Origin of the sequence: Streptomyces sp. NPDC052107 (assembly GCF_040680215.1) — a bacterium.
Taxonomy (GTDB): Bacteria; Actinomycetota; Actinomycetes; order Streptomycetales; family Streptomycetaceae; genus Streptomyces.
Genome location: NZ_JBFAWG010000092.1, coordinates 1 through 20,719 on the forward strand (window position 1 = coordinate 1; position 20,719 = coordinate 20,719).

At 68.6% G+C, this 20,719-nt stretch carries 13 protein-coding genes and 6 pseudogenes; 9 read left to right on the forward strand and 10 right to left on the reverse strand.

Translation table 11 applies throughout. The features are described from left to right. The 6 genes and pseudogenes from AB0M27_RS40285 to AB0M27_RS40310 all read left to right on the forward strand — a co-directional run. Positions 1-181 (forward strand): hypothetical protein (locus AB0M27_RS40285; RefSeq protein WP_365729883.1); only part of this gene is annotated, 181 nt, incomplete at its 5' end. A 527-nt stretch (positions 182-708) separates the two neighbouring features. Continuing rightward, on the forward strand, positions 709-1,323 hold the full coding sequence (locus tag AB0M27_RS40290) for a hypothetical protein (RefSeq protein ID WP_365729885.1): 615 nt from the start codon (positions 709-711) through the stop codon (positions 1,321-1,323). 92 nt (positions 1,324-1,415) lie between these two features. Further along, on the forward strand, positions 1,416-1,559 hold the full coding sequence (locus AB0M27_RS40295) for a hypothetical protein (protein ID WP_365729887.1): 144 nt from the start codon (positions 1,416-1,418) through the stop codon (positions 1,557-1,559). 717 nt (positions 1,560-2,276) lie between these two features. Then, complete coding sequence (locus AB0M27_RS40300) at positions 2,277-3,128, forward strand: formate/nitrite transporter family protein (protein WP_365729889.1); 852 nt, start codon at positions 2,277-2,279, stop codon at positions 3,126-3,128. 163 nt (positions 3,129-3,291) lie between these two features. Further along, positions 3,292-3,426 (forward strand): annotated as a pseudogene (locus AB0M27_RS40305) (IS5/IS1182 family transposase); the annotation flags it as partial. Between the two features lie 41 nt (positions 3,427-3,467). Then, positions 3,468-3,794, forward strand: coding sequence for a hypothetical protein (locus tag AB0M27_RS40310; RefSeq protein ID WP_365729890.1), 327 nt, complete (start codon positions 3,468-3,470; stop codon positions 3,792-3,794). A 304-nt stretch (positions 3,795-4,098) separates the two neighbouring features. Here the strand turns inward: AB0M27_RS40310 and AB0M27_RS40315 are convergent. Further along, positions 4,099-4,344: pseudogene (locus AB0M27_RS40315) on the reverse strand (RNA polymerase subunit sigma-24); the annotation flags it as partial. A 672-nt stretch (positions 4,345-5,016) separates the two neighbouring features. Here AB0M27_RS40315 and AB0M27_RS40320 point away from each other — a divergent pair. Next, positions 5,017-5,133: pseudogene (locus AB0M27_RS40320) on the forward strand (ketol-acid reductoisomerase); the annotation flags it as partial. 162 nt (positions 5,134-5,295) lie between these two features. Here the strand turns inward: AB0M27_RS40320 and AB0M27_RS40325 are convergent. Next, complete coding sequence (locus AB0M27_RS40325; protein ID WP_365729905.1) at positions 5,296-5,466, reverse strand: hypothetical protein; 171 nt, start codon at positions 5,464-5,466, stop codon at positions 5,296-5,298. Between the two features lie 464 nt (positions 5,467-5,930). Beyond that, on the reverse strand, positions 5,931-8,060 hold the full coding sequence (locus AB0M27_RS40330; protein ID WP_365729892.1) for a glycogen debranching N-terminal domain-containing protein: 2,130 nt from the start codon (positions 8,058-8,060) through the stop codon (positions 5,931-5,933). Between the two features lie 121 nt (positions 8,061-8,181). Between AB0M27_RS40330 and AB0M27_RS40335 the strand changes: the two genes are divergently transcribed. Beyond that, the gene (locus tag AB0M27_RS40335; RefSeq protein WP_365729894.1) at positions 8,182-9,237 is read left to right on the forward strand and encodes a LacI family DNA-binding transcriptional regulator; all 1,056 of its coding nucleotides are present in this window, start codon (positions 8,182-8,184) and stop codon (positions 9,235-9,237) included. Between the two features lie 427 nt (positions 9,238-9,664). On the opposite strand, the pseudogene AB0M27_RS40340 reads toward AB0M27_RS40335, so the two are convergent. The 6 genes and pseudogenes from AB0M27_RS40340 to AB0M27_RS40365 form a co-directional block, all read right to left on the reverse strand. Then, positions 9,665-10,108: pseudogene (locus tag AB0M27_RS40340) on the reverse strand (ATP-binding protein); the annotation flags it as partial. 780 nt (positions 10,109-10,888) lie between these two features. Continuing rightward, a complete protein-coding gene (locus tag AB0M27_RS40345; protein ID WP_365729896.1) occupies positions 10,889-12,130 on the reverse strand; it encodes a ThuA domain-containing protein in 1,242 nt (413 codons plus the stop codon). Between the two features lie 598 nt (positions 12,131-12,728). Further along, positions 12,729-12,910: pseudogene (locus AB0M27_RS40350) on the reverse strand (hypothetical protein); the annotation flags it as partial. Between the two features lie 88 nt (positions 12,911-12,998). Next, the gene (locus AB0M27_RS40355; RefSeq protein WP_365729898.1) at positions 12,999-14,585 is read right to left on the reverse strand and encodes a S8 family serine peptidase; all 1,587 of its coding nucleotides are present in this window, start codon (positions 14,583-14,585) and stop codon (positions 12,999-13,001) included. 278 nt (positions 14,586-14,863) lie between these two features. Further along, positions 14,864-15,307: a hypothetical protein gene (locus tag AB0M27_RS40360; protein WP_365729900.1), complete on the reverse strand. Its 444-nt coding sequence runs from the start codon at positions 15,305-15,307 to the stop codon at positions 14,864-14,866. 1,084 nt (positions 15,308-16,391) lie between these two features. Then, a complete protein-coding gene (locus AB0M27_RS40365; protein WP_365729902.1) occupies positions 16,392-18,566 on the reverse strand; it encodes a SpoIIE family protein phosphatase in 2,175 nt (724 codons plus the stop codon). Positions 18,567-18,869: 303 nt separating this feature from the next. Here AB0M27_RS40365 and AB0M27_RS40370 point away from each other — a divergent pair. Continuing rightward, positions 18,870-18,965, forward strand: a pseudogene (locus tag AB0M27_RS40370) (hypothetical protein); the annotation flags it as partial. A 175-nt stretch (positions 18,966-19,140) separates the two neighbouring features. On the opposite strand, the gene AB0M27_RS40375 reads toward AB0M27_RS40370, so the two are convergent. Then, entirely contained in the window at positions 19,141-20,391 is a 1,251-nt protein-coding gene (locus AB0M27_RS40375) for an alpha/beta hydrolase (protein WP_365729903.1), read from the reverse strand. Positions 20,392-20,719 lie beyond the last annotated feature (328 nt).

Consider the following 20,719-nt stretch of genomic DNA (forward strand, 5'->3'; position numbering starts at 1 on the left):
GACGGTTCACGAGTCACCCGGCCCGGCGTCCTACGGCACGCTACGAGCGGCCAACCCGACCGCGTCCCGCTACCCCCATACAAGTCGGCGGTTCACCGTCCTGGCAGTCGTCGGGCTCGCCGTGGGCGCCCTGTGGACCTTGCACGGCCTGAGCGGAAGCGTAACCAGCTCGGGGTTCTGACCTGGCTTGTGCCGCCCCACCTCACGGCTCAGGGTGCGCCCATGCAAGCGCTGATCACCGCCATCCGCGAACTCTTTGGCCCACCACGCACCTGTACTCCGTGCCCAGCGATCCCGAGACGGCCGCCACGGCACGGTCCAAGCGGGAGCGCCCGCAGACCGCATGGACGGCTGATCAGCTCATGGCCGCGCATTTCCCCGAGCCGGAATGGGCCGTGCCTGGCATCCTGGCCGAGGGGTTAACGTGCTCGCCGGACCGCCCAAGGTCGGCAAGTCCTGGCTTTCCCTGGGGCTGGGCTGTCGGTCGCGGCCGGGGCAAGTCGTTCGACTCCGTGCCCGTCCAGGGCGGTCCGGTGCTCTCTCTGGCCCTGGAAGACACCCCGCGCCGCCTCCAGACCCGCATGGGCAAGATCATTGGAGAAGAGCCCGCGCCCGTCGGTCTGACCCTGATCACCGAATGCCCGCCCTTCCTCCAGGCCGGCACCGAGGCCACCGCCCAGTGGCCGGAGGGCCACCCCCGATGCGCGCATGGTCGTCATCGACGTGTTGAGCCGACGGTCCGAGCTGTGGCAGGCCATGAACCGGCGCGGTGAAGCGTTCGAAATCGAATCGGGACTGCCTGAGTCCGAGGTACGCGCGGCGGCCGAAGCAGCCGAAGCGGCGGACGCCGAACCGCCGGTGCGGTGGTTCGAGTTCTGCCGGAAAGTACATGGCCGGGCGGTGGCGTACGAGCGCAGCCAAGACTGTGAGGGCATGGCGGACGATCTCGCGCCCGTGACCCTCGCCATGGTCAAGCGCGGGGATGGAACCCCCGACGATCAGTCCCTTCGGCTGGCCTCCCGGTGGGAGATCGTGCCCCGAGCGCGGGGGAGCCCGCCGGCCGAACTCAAGGCCGTGTACGACTGGGTCACGATGGCCGACCGGCCACTGGGCGACCTGGCCGATGCCGAGGTGTTCGAGGACGTGTTGTACCGCCTCAGCTACAAGCTGGACGGCATCCCGGCCGCGGGCGACACGTACAAGAGGCGACGCCGCGCCTTGAACACCGCTCTGGAACACGCCGTGGTCGTGGGGTGGGGGAGCTCCTGGAGAACCCGCTTCAGCGCGCCCGCCGGAAGCATGTCGGTTCCAGCGACGTGGTGACCGCCGTTTCCTCGTGGACGCCGTACAAGCCCGGCAGTTGCTCACGGCCGTCTCCAACGTCGGGTCGTGGTCGCTGCCGTGGTCGGCACCTGGTGGCCTTCTTTGTGGACCTGTACTACGCGGGGCTCCGGTCCGCCGAGGCGGTTGGGCTACGGCTGTCGGACTGCCACCTGCCGGAATCGGGGTGGGGCACGCTGACGCTACGGGAGACGCGTCCCGTCTCCGGCAAGCAGTGAACCGATTCCGGGGCGCGGCAGACCGCCGGGGCCAGAAGACCAAGGAGACATCCAGCGACCGGTCCCCATCCCTCCCGCCTTGGTCGCCATCCTCCGGAGCCATTTACCTGAGTTCGGGACCGCCAAGGAAGGGCGCGTGTTCGGCAACGAGCGCGGGGACGTCGTTGGCTGGGGTGCCCATCGCCGAAGTGGCCCGCCGGGTCGGCAACTCACCGGAAGTGGTTCACCGTCGATATCACGGCTGCATCGACGGCCACGAGGAAGCGGCTAACGCGAAGATTGCGAAGTCGCTGGAAGAGGGGGCGACGCCCCGTAGCGGCCGGTGCTGAATGGCCAGAGGGCGGTCCGGGGTCTCGGGACTGTCCTCTGCCACCCCATGCGCAAATACAAGACCCAAATCCCGACATGGCCCGTGCAATCCTGACGCCTTGGCCGTCGATGAGCCATGGGGATCCGGACGGAAAAGATTCCGCAGTGTGACGATGCGCACACCGGCAACGAATTAGATCTCATGTAGCGAATCGGATCTTTGTTATTTTGTCAGGTTTTTAAATTCCGTTGAATCGCTTAAGTCGTGAGTGGGATCAGGATCGAAAGCCTGCTATGGCCCACAGGTAGGACCGGCGTTTCGCCGTAGGTTCCTCAGCCGGGGCAGAGTCGCTGCACAGGAAACATAGAAAGATCAACAAGTCGAGCATTAAAAAATGAGGTGAAAGCATGCCCATCCCCGTATCCGAGGCTCTTGTCGAGCAGGGACAGGTGGCTGCCGACAAGGCTCGCAGCCTCCGCAATCCGGGTCGCTACTTGGTCAGTTCATCACTGGGCGGCGCTTTTATCGGGGTGGGGGTGGTGCTACTGCTCAGTGTCGGCGGACCACTGCTGGCCGCGTCGTCGCCATTCACCAAGCTCGTCGAGGGGCTGGTGTTTGCCGTGGCGCTGACCCTGGTGGTCTTTGCCGGTGCCGAGCTGACGACCAGCAACATGATGACCACGGTCCAGGGAATAGTGACCAGACGCTGCACGGTCGGCAACGCAATAGCAGTGATCGTGGGTTCATTCGTGGGCAACCTCATCGGGTCTGTTCTGTTCGCCTGGCTGGTGCACGGCAGCGGTGTCATAGCTTCCGGTGCGACCCCCGGGCACGCCGCCCCGGCACTCGTCATGCTGGCAAGCGTGATCAAAGCGAAGACGGAGGCGTCCGGCGCGGCTCTCTTCTTCCGCGGTGTGCTGTGTAACTTTCTGGTCTGCCTGGCCGTGTGGATGGCGGCGCGGACCAAGTCCGACGGGGCCAAGCTCATGCTGATCTTCTGGGGCATTCTGGCGTTCATAGCGTCGGGCTTCGAGCACGTGGTGGCCAACATGACCTACTTCTCGCTCGGCATGTTCGAGCACGTGCCGGGTGCGACCGCGGGCGCTTTCGCTCGCAACCTCGCTGTGGTCGGGCTGGGCAACCTCGTCGGCGGATGCCTGCTGGTCGGCGCGGTCTATGGTTTCATGGGCCGGCATACGCCGAAGGGGCCTGCCCTGGAGTCCGCCGTACCGGCAGGGCAGACGGCCATCTCCGCCTGAGCAGCGTGATTCCAGCCTGCCTCGTCTATCACGCACGCAGGTTGTGGCCCGGCATTGTCTGGCAGGAGGTCTGTCGAACGAACGGCGTAACCAGCGTGGTTGGGGCTACTGACGGGCCGCCGACGGGCGGCCGTCGAAGGTGATGTCGAAGGCGGTCGGCGCCGTCTTCGAGCGCACGGTGAGCTGGCTGGGCGGCCTCCGCCGCCTGCATCGCCGCTACGAGCGCAATGCTGAGTTCTTCCTCGCCTTCACCGGCATGGGTGCGGGTCAGTTCTGCTGCCGCCGACTCCCCACCTGACCGCCGTCCGAGCCAAGAGCGCGTGAAGGAGGATGGTCCCCATGAGCGAAGAGAGCGGATACGAGGCCGTCGTAGCCCGTCTGTGGCAGGAGCACCTGGATGCGAAGTTCCCCGCCGGACTGCGCGGCGCGGAACTGGACGGCATCGACCTGGTGATGCTGGACGCGGACATCGCCGGCTGCGTGACGACCTGGCGCAACAACGGCGGATTCCTGGACGTGGAGCGCCTCCGGATACTGCGCGACTGCATCACCGAATTCGACAAGGTCCTGCCCCTCCTTGTAGACACGGAAGAGCTCCGCTACTACAAGCGCCTGCACCAACTGGCGACGATCACCTCACAGATCGACCCACGCCTCTCCGAATGACACGACGTGTCATAGACGGACGGACGCATACCACTGCTGAACACGTCAGACCGAACGCGCAGGATCGCGCAAGCGCACGGCTGCGGAACAGAGAGCCACGCGTGACGAATCCCGAGTCATCCGAACCGGGCCCCAGGACGTCGAAGGAGCCGCGGCCATGCATCGCGGAAGCTCCGTGCACACCTTCGCGTCCCGAGGGAGATCCTGTGTTTCGGACAGACGGTTGACCGACCACCGACCCTCCTTGTGACAGGCGCCGGCACACAGCTTTCCCGGGGGCTCCCATGAGGAGCCGGCGGTCGCCTCAGCCGTCCAGTGAAGCCACGTATGGATCGAGCTTCGCCGGATTCATCACCCAGATGATGCGCTCGATGCCCCGCGCCGACACGTCGACGGACAGCAGGGCCACCGCACGTCCATCGGACGAGACAAGGACAGCCGGCCTGCCATTGGCCTCGACCCAGCGGACCTCTGCCCGGGCGATCCGCTGGTACGGGTAGTCGAAGGCTTCCCGCAGAACGTAGGCGGCTCGCTCCACGGGGTTGAGCTTGGCCCTCCATGCACTGCGACATGGCGTCCTGCCACGGAAGTCCGGATGGCGCAGCCGATTCGACCATCTGCTCCACTCCGTCATGGTTCTGGCCATGATGGTGATGCCGTGGGGCGGGGGGCGCGTGCTGCCGGAAGCAGACTGCCTGGTTCTCGGCCGCCGCTGTGTGGTTCCCGCTGACCGCTGTCCGCCGCGGCCAGGAACCGATGCCGGTCGCGGCGACACCGAGGCTGCCGTATGCGGCCGCGATGGCCGATGGCCTGGATGACACACTCCATGGCGGGCCCGTGGCACGAAGTCCGGTCCCGAGGCGTCCCCGAGGCACACAGGCCGCGCATCTCGCGCACTCCGCAGGGGAGTCAACGGCCGGCGATCTGGTCACAGGAGTGCCGGCCCTGTACCTGATCACGTCTGCTCTTGGGTCGCTGACCCACGACATGCCTCCCTTGCGGGGAGCCCCGGCCACCATGGACAACACGACCGGCGGGAGGGAGCCTCACGGCCGTTTCTGGGACGGATCGATGACCTTGGGCACGGTCGTCATGCTGTTCATGCACCACTGAACGCCGGACCCGGTGAAGCTGTCCCAGATTCACCGGCTGCCCTGTCACAGCTGACGGCCGGACAGCAAACGTGTTCCCGGCAGGCGGAAAGGCGTGCCCTCCCGCTTACATCGGCGGCACCCGCGCCGGCGTCATCAAGACGACCTTCACCGAGGAAACCGAGACCGACCTGTTCGGTGAGCAGGCCGTCCTCTGCGATGGTCCCAGCCGTCTGGCATCCGCTGGCCAAGACATGGCAGGACCCGGTCGAGGGCGCCCGGTTCATGGACGAGTTGGAGCCCAGGTCCTTCGCCAAGGACCTGGTGGCCGGCTTCGAGGTCCCCGCCGAACTGGCAGAGGACATGGTCAGCCGCGTGGACGGACCGATGAAGGACAGCATTCTCAGGCTCTACCGCTCCGCGCTGACGATGGGCGCGGAGTGGGAACCGGCGCTGGCGAACATGACCGCGCCGGCCCTGGTGTTCTGGGGGCTCTCGATCCGGCCTGCCAGATCGAGTTCGGCGAGAAGCTCGGCCGCGCCATCCGGGCCTCCCGAGTCCTCAGGCTCGACTGCAACCACTGGACGGTGCTGCAGAAGTCGGCCGAGGTCGCCGCGGCTCCTGAGGCGCACTGGAGCCGGCCCGAGTGGACGCACCGGGCGGCGAGCCGTCCGGGATATCTGCCCTGTGGTACTGGCCCCAGAGTCGGTACCACAGGGCTGGTGGGGCAACTGCAGTCGGTCGTTCACCGGGCCTGTCACAGACCGGAGCACCGTCCTGTCTATTACCCGAAAGGTGCGAAAAGGTCATAACAGTGCCTTCGTCCGAGCGCTGCCCGCAGCGCTCACGCTCCGGCATCAGCCCGCACCCGAGCCCCCCACATCTGAGGACTAGCCCGATGACCAGCACTGACAACGAGAAGCCCGGCAAACAGCCGGACACTCCCGAGACAACCGACTCGGCGATCGCGATGCTCGACGATCAGGGAACGGTGGTCGGATGGACACAGGCCGCCGAGCGTCTTGTCGGGTACGGTGCGAGCGGATCAAGGCGCGACCACGGTCAGTCCTTGCGGCGCGCTCACGTTCACCGTTCCGTCGGCCGTGACCGTGACGTCCAGCCGGCCTCCGCCGACCTGGAGACCGGTCACTGAGAGCGGTGCGTACGCCGAGGCGAAACCGGGCGCCACGGTGACCCTGCCGGCGGGGACGTCTGCGTCGAGGCCGAGGGCAGCCTGGAGCACCAGGACCGACGCGGCGGCCGCCCATGCCTGGGGGCGGCAGGACGCCGGGTAGGGGGCGGGACCGGGGCCGGCCTCGGTGCCGTGACCGGCGATGAGTTCGGGGAGGCGGGCGTCGCAGGCGGCCGAGGCGGTCAGCAGGCCGCTCGCCAGGGACCCGGCGGGGTCCGGGAAGCCGGCCCTGACGAGGCCGTGCACGGCGATGGCGGTGTCGTGCGGCCAGATGGAACCGGTGTGGTAGCCATAGGGGTTGAAGCCCACCGAGTCGCTGCTCAGCGTACGCAGACCGTGGCCGGCGTCGAGGTCGCGGCCGACGAGGCGGGCGGCCAGCAGCGCGCTTTCCTCCTCGTTGAGCAGTCCCGTGCCCAGAAGGTGACCGAGGCCCGAGGTCACCGCGTCCGCCGGGCGGCCGGCGCGATCCAGGGCGACCGCCGGATAGGGGCCGTGGGCGTCCTCCACCCAGAAACGCCTGCGGAACCGCTCGGCGAGCCGTTCGGCCCACTCCTCCCACTCGTCGGCCCCCGCCCGTCCGAACGCCCGCAGCAGTGACGCCCCGCCGCGTGCCGCCTCGTAGGCATACGCCTGGACCTCGCACAGTGCGATCGGCGCCGAGGCGAGGTGGCCGTCGCGGAAGCGGATGGAGTCGTTCGAGTCCTTCCAGCCCTGGTTGGACAGGCCCTGACCGGTGTGGTCGACGTACTTCAGGAAGCCGTCGCCGCTCGCTCCCGCCTGATCGCGCATCCAGGCCAGCGCCGACTCGGCGTGCGGCAGCAGCGGTTCGACATCCCCGGGGGGCAGGCCCCAGCGCCAGGCGTCGTGGAGAAGGGTGACCCACAGCGGCGTCGCGTCGACCGTGCCGTAGTACACGGGCGGGAGGTGGAGCCCGCCGTCCTGCCCGAGTGAGTCCCTGCGTACCTCGTGCAGGATCTTGCCCGGCTGTTCCTCGGTCGCGGGATCGGTCACGGTGCCCTGACGTCGGGCGAGCGTACGAAGAGTCCCGGCGGCGAGGCCGGTGCCCAGGGGCAGCAGCATCCGGGCGGCCCAGAGCGAGTCGCGGCCGAACAGGGTCAGGAACCAGGGCGCGCCGGCGGCCAGGAACTGGTCCGGGCGGTCCGGGGCAGGGGAGCGGGGGTCCGTCAGGCGCAGGCGGTCCAGATCGGCGAGTGACCGTTCCAGCCATCGGTCGAGGCCGCGGTCGGCACTGCGAACGAGGGGGTCGTGCCAGGGGAGTTGGTCTCCTGGCGGAGCCGGGAACTGGTCGCCGTCGGCGTAGGCCGCGGCGCAGGTCAACGTCACACTCCAGGAGGCACCTGGCTGGAGGGCGACGTCGTACGACAGTTGTCCGGTCGTCGGCTGAAGGGCGTCCGGCGCGGATTCGCTGACCAGACTGACGGTGAAGTCGCCGCCCGTCCAGGACAGGCCGATGCCGTCGGTGTCCACGGCCTGTGGTGGTACTGCCGGCAGAACCTGCCCGGACTTCACCTGCTCCATGGTGGCGAGGTCCGTCCCGGCTCGCACCGTCATCCGCAGACGGACGTGCTCGGTACCCGAGTTGGTGACCTCGAAGACCTCCTCCAGGCGGCCGGCCGTCAGGCGGCGGCGCCGGTGCAGGGCGACGGCCGGGTCCGGTGTGGTCTCGCCGAGGCCGCGCAGGATCACCCGGAAGTCCGCGCGATCCGCTCCTCGCAATCCGCCCTGGACCGGCGCAAGGGGGATGCCCTCGGCCGCGACGGTCAGCCGGGACAGTGCTCTGCGGTCGCCGTGGTAGAAGCCGTCCGCACCCTCGCTGAGCTGCCCGTCCGCACGTGAGATCGCGAGGCTCGGCGCGCACAGCGTGACGACCGCGTCGTGCAGGAACGGCTGCAGGCCCGCGACGGCCAACGCGGGCGCCGGGACCGGGCCGTCGGTGTCCTGGGGCTTGACATGGGTGTCCAAGGAAGTAGAACCTCTCAGCATTGGATCGTTCCAAAGACACTAAGTCAGCCCTCAGAACCGTGACAACGCCTTTGGAACGCTAAAACAAGGCCAGAATCTCCCCTGTACATCGGAGAGCCGCATGCCCCGCTCCAGCAAGATCTCCTCGGCCAAGGGCGGCCCGGTGACCCTCGCGATGGTCGCCCGGCGGGCGGGGGTCTCGCCGCAGACCGTGTCGAACGCGATCAATTCACCCGAGATGCTCCGGCCCGAGACGCTGAAGCGCGTCCGACGCGGCATCGACGAGATGGGCTACCGCCCCAGCCGTGCCGCACAGACGCTGCGCACCCGTTCCAGCAAGCTGATCGGCTACGGCATCCAGCCCGCGCCGGCCGGTCAACCCGTCCTGGACCGCTTTCTGCACGCCCTGTCGCAGGCCGTGGACGAGGCCGGGTACCGGATCCTGCTCTTCGCCTGCCCGCCCGGCGGCCCGAGCCTGGACGGATACGAGGAACTGCTCGCCCAGCACGAGGTCGACGGCTTCGTGCTCAGCGGTACCGACCGTGGCGACCCACGGCAGGCTTGGCTCACCAAGCGAGCGGTGCCCTTCGTCGGCTTCGGCCGGATGTGGTCGGGCCGGCAGATCGGTGACTGGGTCGACGTCGACGGCGCCTCGGGCACGGACACCGCGGTCGAACATCTCGTCGCCCAGGGGCATCGCAAGATCGCCTTCCTCGGCTGGGAACGCGGCACCTCGGGCGCCGGCGACGACCGCGCCGAGGGCTGGCAGCGGGCCATGCGCCGGCACGGGCTGTCGACCCGCGGGCGGCGCGGACAGAGCGTGGACGACAGCGACGCGGCGCGCGCCGCCGTGAAGCCGCTCCTGGACGCTGGCGCGACGGCCGTGATCGCGGCCAGCGACATGCTGGCGCTCGGCTGCTACCAGATGCTGCGGGAGCGCGGCGCCCTCCCCGGAAGGGACGTCGCCGTGGTCGGCTTCGACGACTCGCCGACCGCCGGGATCCTCTCGCCCACCCTGACCTCCGTCGCCCAGCCGCTGGAAGAGGTCGGCCGGGAGTGCGTACGGCTGCTGCTGGCACGGATCGCAGCTCCCGACGCGCCGCCCGAGCGCCTGCTGCTGGAGCCGGCACTCGTCGTACGCGAGAGCACCGCGGCGGCATCCACCGCAGGCGAGTAGCCATCCACGCTGAGGCGGCCGGGTGTCCGACCCGCCGTCTCAGATCAGGAACCTTTCCCCTCCTCCATCCCCACGTCCCGGGCCCACGACCGCACGCGGCCCGGGTGGAGCCGCCCGCACCACCCCGATCCCTCGGAGGAACCCAAGGGCAACCGTACGACCGCCGCGGCCCTCGTCACCTGCGCGGCCCTCCTGTGTGTGCCATCGGCTGCTCGTCGAGTTACGGCAGCGGCAACAAGACCGCACAGGACTCCGGCTCCCAACAGCACCTCACCGTGCTCATCGCCTCCTCGGGCGACGCCGAGACCAAGGCCGTCAAGGAGGCGGCCGCCGTACGCGAGGAGTCCGGCAACACGGTGACCGCCGACACCGCCCAGAACATCAAGGCCCTCGGCTATGTGCGCTCGCTGGTGAACTACTCGGCCGTTTACGGCCGAGTAGTTGACATCGCGGGTGCCAGTTCCTGTTCGGCCCAGACGATCTTGCCGCCGGTCGTGTGGCGGGTGCCTCGTGGGTGGGACAGCTGTGCGACGAGGAACAGTCCTCGACCGCCCTCGTCGGTGGCCCGGGCATGGCGCAGGCGCGGGACGGTGTCGTTGGCGTCGGAAACCTCGCAGACCAGGACGTGGTGGCGGATCAGACGCAGGGTGATCGGGCCGGTGCCGTACCGGATGGCGTTGGTGACCAGTTCGCTGACGATCAGTTCGGTGGTGGGCGCCAGATGCTCCAGTCCCCACTCGGTCAATCGGCCGGCGGCCAACGCGCGGGCGTGGCCGACGACGACCGGATCGGGCGGAAACTCCCATGAGGCGACCTGGGTCGGGCTCAGAGCGCGTGTACGGGCCAGGAGCAACGTCGCGTCGTCGGACGGTGCCCGCTTCGGCATGGCTCCCGATGATCGGATCTTCCAGAACGCCGCAGGCAAGTACGCCGACACTTCCGCACACAACATCACGTGGTACTCAACCGTCTCGACGGACAGCCGCCAGGTCGTGCCTGACCACGATCTCAGCGTGGGCGCCATTGCCGTTGCGCTCCGCGGTGTCGCCGAGTACCGCGACTCCAGGTGCTGCACACGGGATGCCCACGGACCGGCACACCTCGTCACGTCACGTGGGGCACCCCCGCAGTCAGCACTGCGCCACGTCATTTCTGTGGTTCGCGCCGCGACCACAACTCCTTGCCTCGGCGCCGCATAACTACCGCAAAAACAGCAGACATCAGGTCGAGCCGTATTCGCCCGGATCGGGCGGAAATGTTGTGACCGACTCGAAATCCCTTGACCGGACCGAATCCGACCACATCGCGGCAAGCTGGGGTCGGAGAACCATGTCCCCGCGACGTCGACAACAATTCCCTTTCCAGGGAGGTGCGGACGACGGCGGCCGGGCCGTACGAGTTCGCCACCGACTCGGGGAAAATCGACGTCGACAGCGGGGTCCTGCTGGCACCTGGAGCCGAGTACCCCGCCAAAACGGCGATCGCCGACCCGGGTTACCCGTTCGGCACCAGCTCCGAGGCCGACAACGCCATGCCCCGGCTGCGGCTTCACCGCCGAGCTCAACCAGGTGCCCGCATGGCAGCGCAGGCGCCCGCCTCTGGGCAGGGAGCCCGGCCGGACGAACCCGGCCGGGCCTGTGCCGGAGTCGGCTCAGGAGGGCAGGGTCCAGCTCTGGTTGGCCGCTTGGGTGCACGACCAGATCTGCAGCCGGGTGCCGTTGGCCGAACTGGGTCCGGTGGCGTCCAGGCATTTGCCCGACTGCGGGTTGACCAGGGAGCCGGCCACCCCCGGTTGCCAGACCTGCGAGCCGGTGCCGTTGCAGTCGTACAGCTGCACTTTGGTGCCGTTGGCGGTGCCGGCCCCGGTCACATCCATACACTTGCCGAGCGCGGTGAGTGTGTCGTCGCCGACCGTCCAGTTCTGCGCGCTGGTGCCGTTGCAGTCATAGAGTTGAACCGCCGTGCCGTTGGCCGTGTTCGCACCGGCGACGTCCACGCACTTGCCGCCGTATCCGTGTATCGGGCCAATAACGGTGGGGGGCGGGGTGACCGGACCGGACTGCCCCGCCGCCCACTTGATCTCCTGCAGGAGGAGCTGGTTCTGCTGGGCGCTCGCGAACGTCGACGACAGAGTGGTGTTGGTGGAGTAGTCCATCGCGTTGTGGCCGAAGTTGTTGTAGACCATCTTGTAGTGGCGGTTGGACCACACGATGGGGTAATAGCCGCTGTACCAGGTCTGGTTGGGGTCGGTGCCGATCGGGAAGGTGGACGGATCCATCGACGCCAGGACGTCGATGTCGGGGTTCTGCCGCAGGTCGTTCTGCCAGCTGTACCACTCGCTGACCGATGACGTGATGACGGCCGGCAGGCCGGCCGTGGCCGGGTGGCCGGAGTCTTCGATCTTGAGCGTCTCCGAGGTCGGCCCCCAGGAGTTGCTCTTGAACGTGCCGGTGCCCAGGAAGGTGTTGTGGTACCAGGGCCAGTCACTCGTGTCGTCGTTGTACGCCGAGACGTGGAAGCCGATGAAGCCGCCGCCGTTGGACACGTACGTCTGGAAGGCGGACTGCTGCGCTGCGGTGTGCGGGTAGTCGTCGAGGAACATCACCACCTGGTAGTTGGCCAGGTTCGCGGTGTTGAGCTGGTTCCAGTCCGTGGTCGACGTGTACGTGAACCCGTTCTGCGAACCGGCTTGTGGGAACCACGTGTTGGCCTCGTGGTCGAAGCTGATGTGCGCTGCGTCGTAGGTGCCGTCGTAGAAGGCAAGCACCTTGAAGGGGGTGGCGGCCTGAGCGGTGTGCGCTGGGGTCGCCTGAAGGACGAATACCAGCGCGAGCAGGGCGAGCAGTGTCAACAGGGGGCGGTGCCGGGTGACTTCCGTACCAGATCTGACCATGTGAAGGCCTTCCTTGGCTGTGGGGGCGTGTCGTGTGCGGCGTATTCAGAAGTCTAGACCGTGTTCATGTCAATGATGACTAGTCTGGACCAACGGATCGGTGCGAGGTGGGGTGATCGGGGTGATCGCTCTATGCCGCTCGTAGATGTTCGGTCGCCTATCAGTGGTGACCGGTCGACCATCCGATTCGCCGGGTCGCCGAATCCCCTGGTGCGATGTCGCGAAGGCTTGCTTCGATCAAGGTCTCGCTGCCTTTGCTCACGGGCCCAGGTGGATGTGATGCACCGGTCCTTGGGGCTGAACCTCCAGGCGGAAAACGGCACGGTGCCGATCATCGATGCGGTCGCGGCACAGTACGGGCGCACCCGTGAGCAGCAGGTCGCCAGGGAAGAGCAGGCTGCGGCCATGGCACGAGCCGTGGGACTGGGCTTCCCCGCATCGGCGGACGCGTCTTCGGCAACACCTTCGAGATACAGCGTCTCGTTCATTTCGCCAAGACGCGAGGAGGGCAGACCGAATTGATGGATCTCGCCTTCCGGGCGAACTTCGCGGAGGAGCGTTCGGTCCGTGACCAGGGATCCGGCTTATGGCCGGACTCGGTGTCCGTAGTGCCGCCGCCCTTGCCGGACGGCGGTTCGCCATTCCGGACGGCGACCAGGGGGTCAGCACGATCGAGGAGCGTGCCGTTGGCCTCTTCGTAAGCGGCCCGGTTCGCCGTGTCGTTGTGGAGCACGACTTCTCATCAGCGGCTTTGGTGCGCTGGTCGACGGTCTCGGCGTGGTTAAGGATCCCCATCGCGACAAGCCGAACGGCACCCGTCCTTCAAGGAAGGCGGGTGCCGTTGTGTGAGCTGGCCGCGCGGGCTGGTTCAACCGGCCATGGACGGGGCGTAGGGCGACAGTGCAGGGGCAAGTTGCACTCCGGGGGCCAGCCCTAGGGCGACCAGGGCGTCGGGCAGGCCGTGTCCGACCCGGGCCGCCTCCACGGTGCCCGGGGCGGCGAGTCGGCGGCAGCTGGCGGCGATGATCTCGAACAGATGGTGGACACGGCCGGGTCCGCGGGGCAGCAACTGGCCGTGGAAGTCCTCGTGGTGAGCGAGAACGAGGGCGGCAAGGCCGGCGACATGGGCCGATGCCGTGCCGGTTCCGTCGAGGGCCGTGTAGCCGCCCTCCGGCGAGCAGGAGATGACCGCCACACCGGGGGCGGCGGCGTCCACTCCCGGGCCGTAGCAGCTGAACGGCGCGGCGAACAGCCCTTCCGGGGTCAACTGTGCCCCAGAATGGCTGGCTTGGGATGTCTCCTGCGGATATGAGCCGAAGACTCCCAGTGCGCCCACGGCGAACACGGTGGGCAGCGAGCCCGGGAAGGCGACCGGCCCGGCCGTGTCGCCCGCCGGGGCGACGCAGGCGATCCCGGCCGCGTAAGCGTCGGCGAGTTTGCGGGAGACCAGCGCCGACGGGTACGGGACGGCCACCGCGATGTGGGCGATGTCGATCTCGCGTTCCATGCAACGGTCGAGGGCCGCGATGAGGTCGCTGAAATGCCCGTCCGGCATGACCTTGCAGACCTCGATCTCGGCGTCGACCGCGATGCCGATGACGCCTTTGCCGGTGTCCGCCCCGGCGATGATCCCCGCCGCATGTGTCCCGGCGCCTGTCACGTCACGTGCCCAGTCTTCGTCCGTGCCGCGTACCAGATCGACCCCGGAGTGCACGCGTTGCTTCAGGTCGGGGTGCTCGGCACTGACACCCGAGCCGATGAGGGCGACCTTGACGCCGAAGGCGCGGAACGTCGGGGGCAGCCGATCCAGCCGCATGGCCTGCTGGCCCCAGCCGTAACCTTGCCGTTCCTCCAACTCCGGGTACACCTGCGTGAGTGGAGTGAGGGTGATGACGTTCTCCCCGGCCGCGGACAGGTCGGGGCGATGGATCCAGCGGTCCGTGTACCCGCCTGCGGGCCGGACGTACAGGGATTGAATGGAGCGAGCGGTCTCCGTGGCCGGAGCGATGGAGACCGTCCCGTCCGCCCCGGTGACTCCCTGGCTCGGCCAGGTAGCTCCGATCAGGAACACCCCGGCGCCGGCCAGCGGTTCGCCGTCCGGGCCACACACGCGCAGCGAGATGTCCTCGGGTTGCTCCATTTGCATGACCAGCCCCGGATCGTGCAGCGGCAGAATCCCCGCGGTCGGCACGGTGGCCGGTCCGGTTCCGGCCAACGGCAGGTCCGGCTCGATGTGCACGTGCAGCGACCGCATCATCGGGATCAGAGCCTCGGCTGCCTCTACGACCGCGATCTCGGGGCAGGAGGGTTGAAGGCCGGACGACTGGGCCTTTGCAGAGGGCCGGAGTCTGCGGATCACCTTGACCTCGGGCATCTGCTCCAGCCGGTCACACACCGCGTCCATGCCGAGTTCGGGCACCCCTGGCGGGAGCAGATGCTTCGGAAGCGGTGCCACCAGGTACCGTTCCCGGCGCGGCTGAACCGTCCGCGGTGAGCGAGCACCTTCCTTGCGTGGCCCCGCCGCTTTGCCCTCGGGTACCGACCCGTTCGGCTGCACGCCTTCGGATCCGCTCTCCCGGTTGTTCCCGGGCCTTTCCTTGACCATTGCCTCCACCTTCACCACGCCTACGTCCTGTGTGTGCTCCTGTGGGCAACGGCGGCCCGCGCTTCCACGGTGATGCGGTGTGCCCGGGAACGACTCCGGGACACACCGCATCGCGCTGCCGCCTACGGTCAGCCCATGCCGAAGGGCTGACCCATCTGGCCGTAGCCGAAGCCGGGCTGCTGGTACTGCGGGAACTGCTGGCCGAAGCCACCACCCCACGGCTGCTGGCCCTGCTGGCCCTGCTGGCTCTGCTGGAGCAGCGTCACGATCGCGGTCGGCAGCGCCTGCTGCACGGACTGCTCCACCGCGCTGCGCACGCCCTGCTGCAGCGTGTGGTGCAGCGCGAGAGCCAGGTACGGGTGTGCCTGGTGGGCCAGGCCCTGCTGCTGAAGCTGCTGCTGGACCTGCTGGATCTGCTGCAGCGTCTGCTGCATCCGCTGCGCGATCTGCTGGCTCGCCTGCTGACACGCCTGCTGGATCGCCTGCTGGACAACCTGGCCGATCTGCTGCTGCGGACCGCCCATCTGCTGGCCGAACTGCTGCAGAGGCGGAGTACCGGTCATTACCGACATGAATGCTCCGTTCGATGACATAACAGGGGAAGCCGACATACAAGTTGATATCGGCGTTATCGGAAGAACCCGACTCCTCGGACGTTAAGTTGGTGTTACCAAGACCGCAATCGCTCACGCCCGACCGGGGGCCGATCGAAATGCGACCGCTGGGGGGCGGACGCTGGCGGAGACCTCGAGGGGGAGCTCCCCGGCCTCCAGATCATTCGCCATCTTGTTGTGCCTCCAGTCGCGAATACCGAAGTCCTCGGGCAGGCGCAGTCGGGTGCGCAGAGGGCGCAGGGTGCGCCACCGCGCCGAGACCTTCTCCGGGTGGGAATTCGAGGGGAGCCTCGGATCCGGCGGTGCTGGCGGAGGCGAGAGCGCGTTCGTCGCCATGGGTGTGGTGAGGTGCACGGCCAGCGGGACGGCTGCCGCGGCCAGTGTGCAGACAATGGGGCGCGGCATTCGGCCGATCATGCGGCTCAGTGCAGCTGCGTGCGGCTCGGGCGGTGGGGCTAGGGAACCGGGCCGTCCGCGGCCTGTTCGATGCGGTTGTCACTTGTCAGGTTGACTCTCCACCACCGAAACGGCTGCGAAGGCGCTGTTCGTCGCAGTGGCAGTGGCAGTGGCAGTGGCAGTGGCAGTGGCAGTGGCAGTGGCAGTCGCGGCTGCCGGCGGCTCGGCGGCGGTGGCAAGGGTCCAGGCCCAGTCGGGTGCACACCCTGGCCTGGCCCAGCGGGGGTGCTCACGGCAGCACGAGTTGTCAACCTGCGCTGGGTGTCGGCGGCCGTGACGCCCGGTTCCGTGGGGCTGCGGAGGTAGTCGATGCTGACGACGGTTGAGCGGCCCCCTGCACCGTTGAAAAGGCCGAAGAGGTCGGGATGTTCATGCAGTGGTCGATGGGCAGCAGCGTCCGGCTGAGGACCAGACACGCCGGTAGTGCCACCGCGCGGGCGTCGGTGCGACGTAGGTGTACGCACCCAAGCTGGGCCGGCACCAGCAAGACCCGCCATCCCGAGGGATGCCCTCGGGATGCTGTCGCTACGCAGCAGGCCGGACATCACAGGTGTCCAAGCATGTTGCGCGCCGCCATCGGGACCATTCAGATGGCGGTAACCACGAGTGCGGCCTGGTCGTCGAGGGTGGCATTGCCTGCGAACGCGGTGACTGCGGTGGTGATGGACTCGACGACGGCAGTGGCTGTGGGCGTCGCGGTCCGGACGGCGACGAGCGCGTCTGCCAAGCGCTCCTCGCCGAAGAACTCGCCGTCGGCGGAACGGGCCTCGGTGATGCCGTCGGTGACCAGGACGAGGCTGTCGCCGGGGTACAGGTCGATGCAGCACGGGCAGAAGCCGGGGTCAGGACCGATACCCAACAGCAGGCCTGGTTCCGTGAGTTCTACGACCCTGCCGTCGGCGCGGCGGACGAGCGGCGGTACGTGGCCCGCTCGGATCAGGTTGAGCGTGAGGTGCGACGCGGAGTGCCGCAGCTCGCCGTAGACGAGCGAGACGAACTGGTCGTCATCGGCGGCGGTGTTCACCGTCAGCGCGTCGTTGATGGCGGTGACCACGGCCACCGGTTCGTTGAGCAGGCGGGCGGCGGCGCGTGCGGTGTGGCGGACCATTGCGGTGGTGGTGGCTGCCAGCGCGCCGCGTCCGGAGACATCGCCGATCATGAGTGCCCAACGGTCGGCGGGCAGCGGGAAGACGTCGTAGAAGTCGCCGCCGACCTCGAGGCCCTCTCCGGCCGGATGGTACGAGGCTGCCAGGGTGGCGCCGGGAATCCTGGGTATCTCGGGGGGCAGCAGGCCTGCCTGAAGATCGTGGGAAAGCCGGACGCGGTCAGTGAACTGATGGGCGTTGTCGGCACTCGAAGCAGCCCGGCGGGCGAGTTCCTGGGCCAGGGCGATCTTGCGTTCGTCCAGGGGCAGGTCGGTGGCCAGGAGAGTCAGCGCTCCGAAGGTGCGGCCCCGGGTGGTCAGCGGCACGCACACGTAGTCCCTGACGCCGAGCTGGGCGCGCAGGCCGTTTGCGTGGGCGCACTCGGTGGCGCCGGAGGCAAGAACGCGGGCGACAGCGGCGTCCACCTCGTCGCACAGCGCGGGGGAGGAAAGGAGCTTCTGCCCCTCCGAGGTCGACGCCGCGACGGCGATGCGCTGGGTCTGGCCGCACTCGGATACGTGGACAGCACACAGCTGCGCCAGGGCCGGGACGCTCAGCCGGGCCATGCACTGGAGGCTGTCCGAATAGTGTGTCTCGCCCGTGATGGCGGTGCTGGCCTCCAACAGGAAGGCCAGATCCTCTCGGGCGGCCTTCTCGCGTTCCTGGGCGGCGTGGCGTGCCTCCACCGTGGCATGGCGTTCGATGGCCAGTGCGGCTATGCGGGTGAAGGAGGCGCTGAGCGCCATGTCCTTGTCCTGGGGAGCTTTGGGGGTGCGGTGGTACATCGCGAAGGTGCCCAGCAGTCGGCCGTCCGCGTCCTGGATGGGTGTGGACCAGCACGCCGCGAGCCCGGCCCTCAGCGCCAGGTCGCGGTAGTCCTTCCACAGGGGATCGGTGGCGATGTCCGTGACGATCACTGGTTCGCGCCGGAAGGCGGTCGTGCCGCACGAGCCGACGCCCTCGCCGATGGGTGCCCCGTCGACCGCCTCGTTGTAGAAGTCGGGCAGGCGCGGGCCGGTGCCGTGCCGCAGGCGCTGTCCGCCGGGATCGACGAGCAGTACCGAGACGAGCATGTCCGGGCAGAGCTCCTCGATCGCCATGGCCATGCCCCGGAGGATCTCGTCCAGCGGGGCGTCACGTGCTATCTGTTCCAGCAGCACGCGCTGCTCGGCGGCCAGGAGATGCGCGTGGTGGTACGCGGTGGTTTCGACCGCGATCACCACGACCCCGTCGATCCGGCCGGCGGTGTCCCGGCGGGGCTCGTAGGTGAAGTCGAAGAACCCTTCCCGCTGCATGCCCGGCCTGCTCAGCAGGAGCCGCCCGTCCCTGGCCCGGTACGCGACGCCGGTGCGGTAGACCGCATCGAGCCGGTCGAGGACGCCCTGCGGAGCCAATTCCGGAATCACGTCTCCGACGGGCTCGCCGAGGCGCCCGTGGTCGCACCCGAGGGTTTCGAAGAATGCCGAGTTCGCTGCTTCCAGCAGGTGTCTCGGGCCACTGAGCGCAGCAAAGATCACCGGGGCCTGTCCGAACAGGTCCGCGTACTCCTCGCCCCGCCGGTCGACGGAGACGGACTGGGTCGTCGCCGCACTGTCGGGATCGAAATGGATGGACATGACAGGTCGCCCTCTCCTGTCTCGTCCGCGCGCTGACCGCGCCGTTTCGGTGCCTCCACTCTGGCACATGTCTCCGCTGTTTCCAGCGGGTAGCCGGGCCGACCACGGTGGCGCACCCCGGCCCCGTCGGAAGACCACCCTCGCAATCTGCGACCTCGCCGTGCATACCGGCTGGTCAGCGTCGCGTGTAAGCACGGCACGGCGCGGTGGAGGTTCTCCGCCGCCGGTGGCAGCGGTGGGTCGGCACGACTGCCCGTGCGCCACCCTCGATGCTGATCGCCGCGGACCGGAGCGGCGGCTGCCGTACCCGCGCACATCTCGATGAACTGGCGTGGCAGGCCCCTGACCAGCCATGACGTCGTCATGAACAGCATCGCGGCGGCCACCACCCACACCGGCTGAAAGTCCATGACCGCGCCTTCGCCGCGCCGGGCGATGCGGGTGTGGTCGGAGTGCGTCCGTGCGGCCGCTGCCCGTGGACAGGCGAGGGCGCCGGGGCAGTCTTCACGCGCCTGTGGCGAAGGCGCGGTCGAACGTTGCGGTTGGTTCGACACCGAAACAGAGCCCGACCGGTTCAGCCATGTCTGCTCGGGAACGGGGTGCAGGCACCGGGGCGGGCCCCGCCGTGGGCGTGGAGGAAAGCCAGGAGATCGCAGACGGACTGGCCCAGGACCTGATCGTGGCCCGCACCGGGGTAGACGCGATAGACCAGTGAGGGGGAGCCCAGGCGACGCAGGCGGGCCACGACCTCGTCGGTCCAGGCAGGCGGCACATCCTGGTCGGCGTCACCCTGGATGACCAGGGTGGGGACGGTGATGGCGGAGCGGTCCGGATCGCCGTAGGCGCCCATCCGCTCACCTATGCGCCGCAGCTGATCCCCTTTCAGCGGCAGCATCCGCTCGGTGTTCACCCCCTTGAGCACGGGATGGCTGTGCGTCACGCAGTCGGCGACGACCCGGGAGGCCGTAGCGGCTGCCGAGGACCCGAGCAGCGAACGCAGATCCGTCGCAGGGCCACCGGGCTCCGTGGCGGCCAGGCCGACGAGCGAGTAGAAAGCGAAGGACAGCTCGCTGGGCACATGGGAGGCCTTCACCCCCGCGAGCATGGCCTCCAGGTGGCTGGCCGGGGCGACGGCCACCGCCGCGCCAAGCCGCTGGGCGCCCGTCCGGCGCGTGGTATGGGTGGCGAACAGCGCGGCCTGACCCCCTTGTGAGTGCCCGACCGCGAACCACACCGGCGCCAGGCAGGGTATCAGCCGGCGAGCCGCGGTGACGATGTCGACCACGGCATTGCCCTCGTCCGCGCCGACGAGATAGGTGTGCGGGCCCGGGGTGCCCAGTCCGGGGTAGTCCGAGGCAGCGACCGCGTACCCGGCGCGTAGGAGCGCGCGCAGTTCCTGAGCGAAGGCTTCCGAGCCCAGGTTCGCCGACTGCGAGGGTGCGCAGGCGTCGGCCACGCCGGTCGTTCCATGCGACCAGGACACCACCGGCCACCCTCCCTGGGGAGCGCGTCCAGACGGCAGCAGCACGGTGCCGCTGACGGCAACGTTCGCGCCGCGTGCGTTGGTGGAGTGGTACAGCACCGTCCAGCGCCGCGCGCTCTCCAGCCGCGCATCAGGACCATGGTCTGTAGCCGCGATCAGCGTGCCCGGTTCTGCGGTCGGCAGCGGATCGGGTATTTGGTAGGCGTGGTTCACCGCGATCACAGCGGATGCCAGGTGCCGGTCCTCCGCCACGTGGGGAGCCCCGGTGCGGTCCGACGGGCGGGAGGCGGGAAAGCCCGCAGCTGCCGCGGCGAGCGCGACCGTGACCGCTGTGGTACGCAATCGGGGGCCCCTTGGCCGGCGGCACCCTGTGTCTGTGCCTGTTCTCGCGAAGCGAAGCGAACTCGGTATCCCCACGGGCGGATGCTCCCTTCCAACAGGCCTGTTTTTCCCACTTTGGCGTCTTCGTGAGTGGCAGGCACGTGGAGGTACGCCGTCTGGTCCCGCTAGCCAGTCGGCCAGACGGTTCATGACCAGCAATGCACTCGCCGGGAGCGGGCGCGGCCACGCGCGGCGACGGCGTTCATGTGGGAGTTCGGGGGTTCGGTGTTGTGTTGGCCGGCTTGGGTCGGTGGGTGTGGGGTGGTGTGTGGGGGAGGGTCGGTCGTTT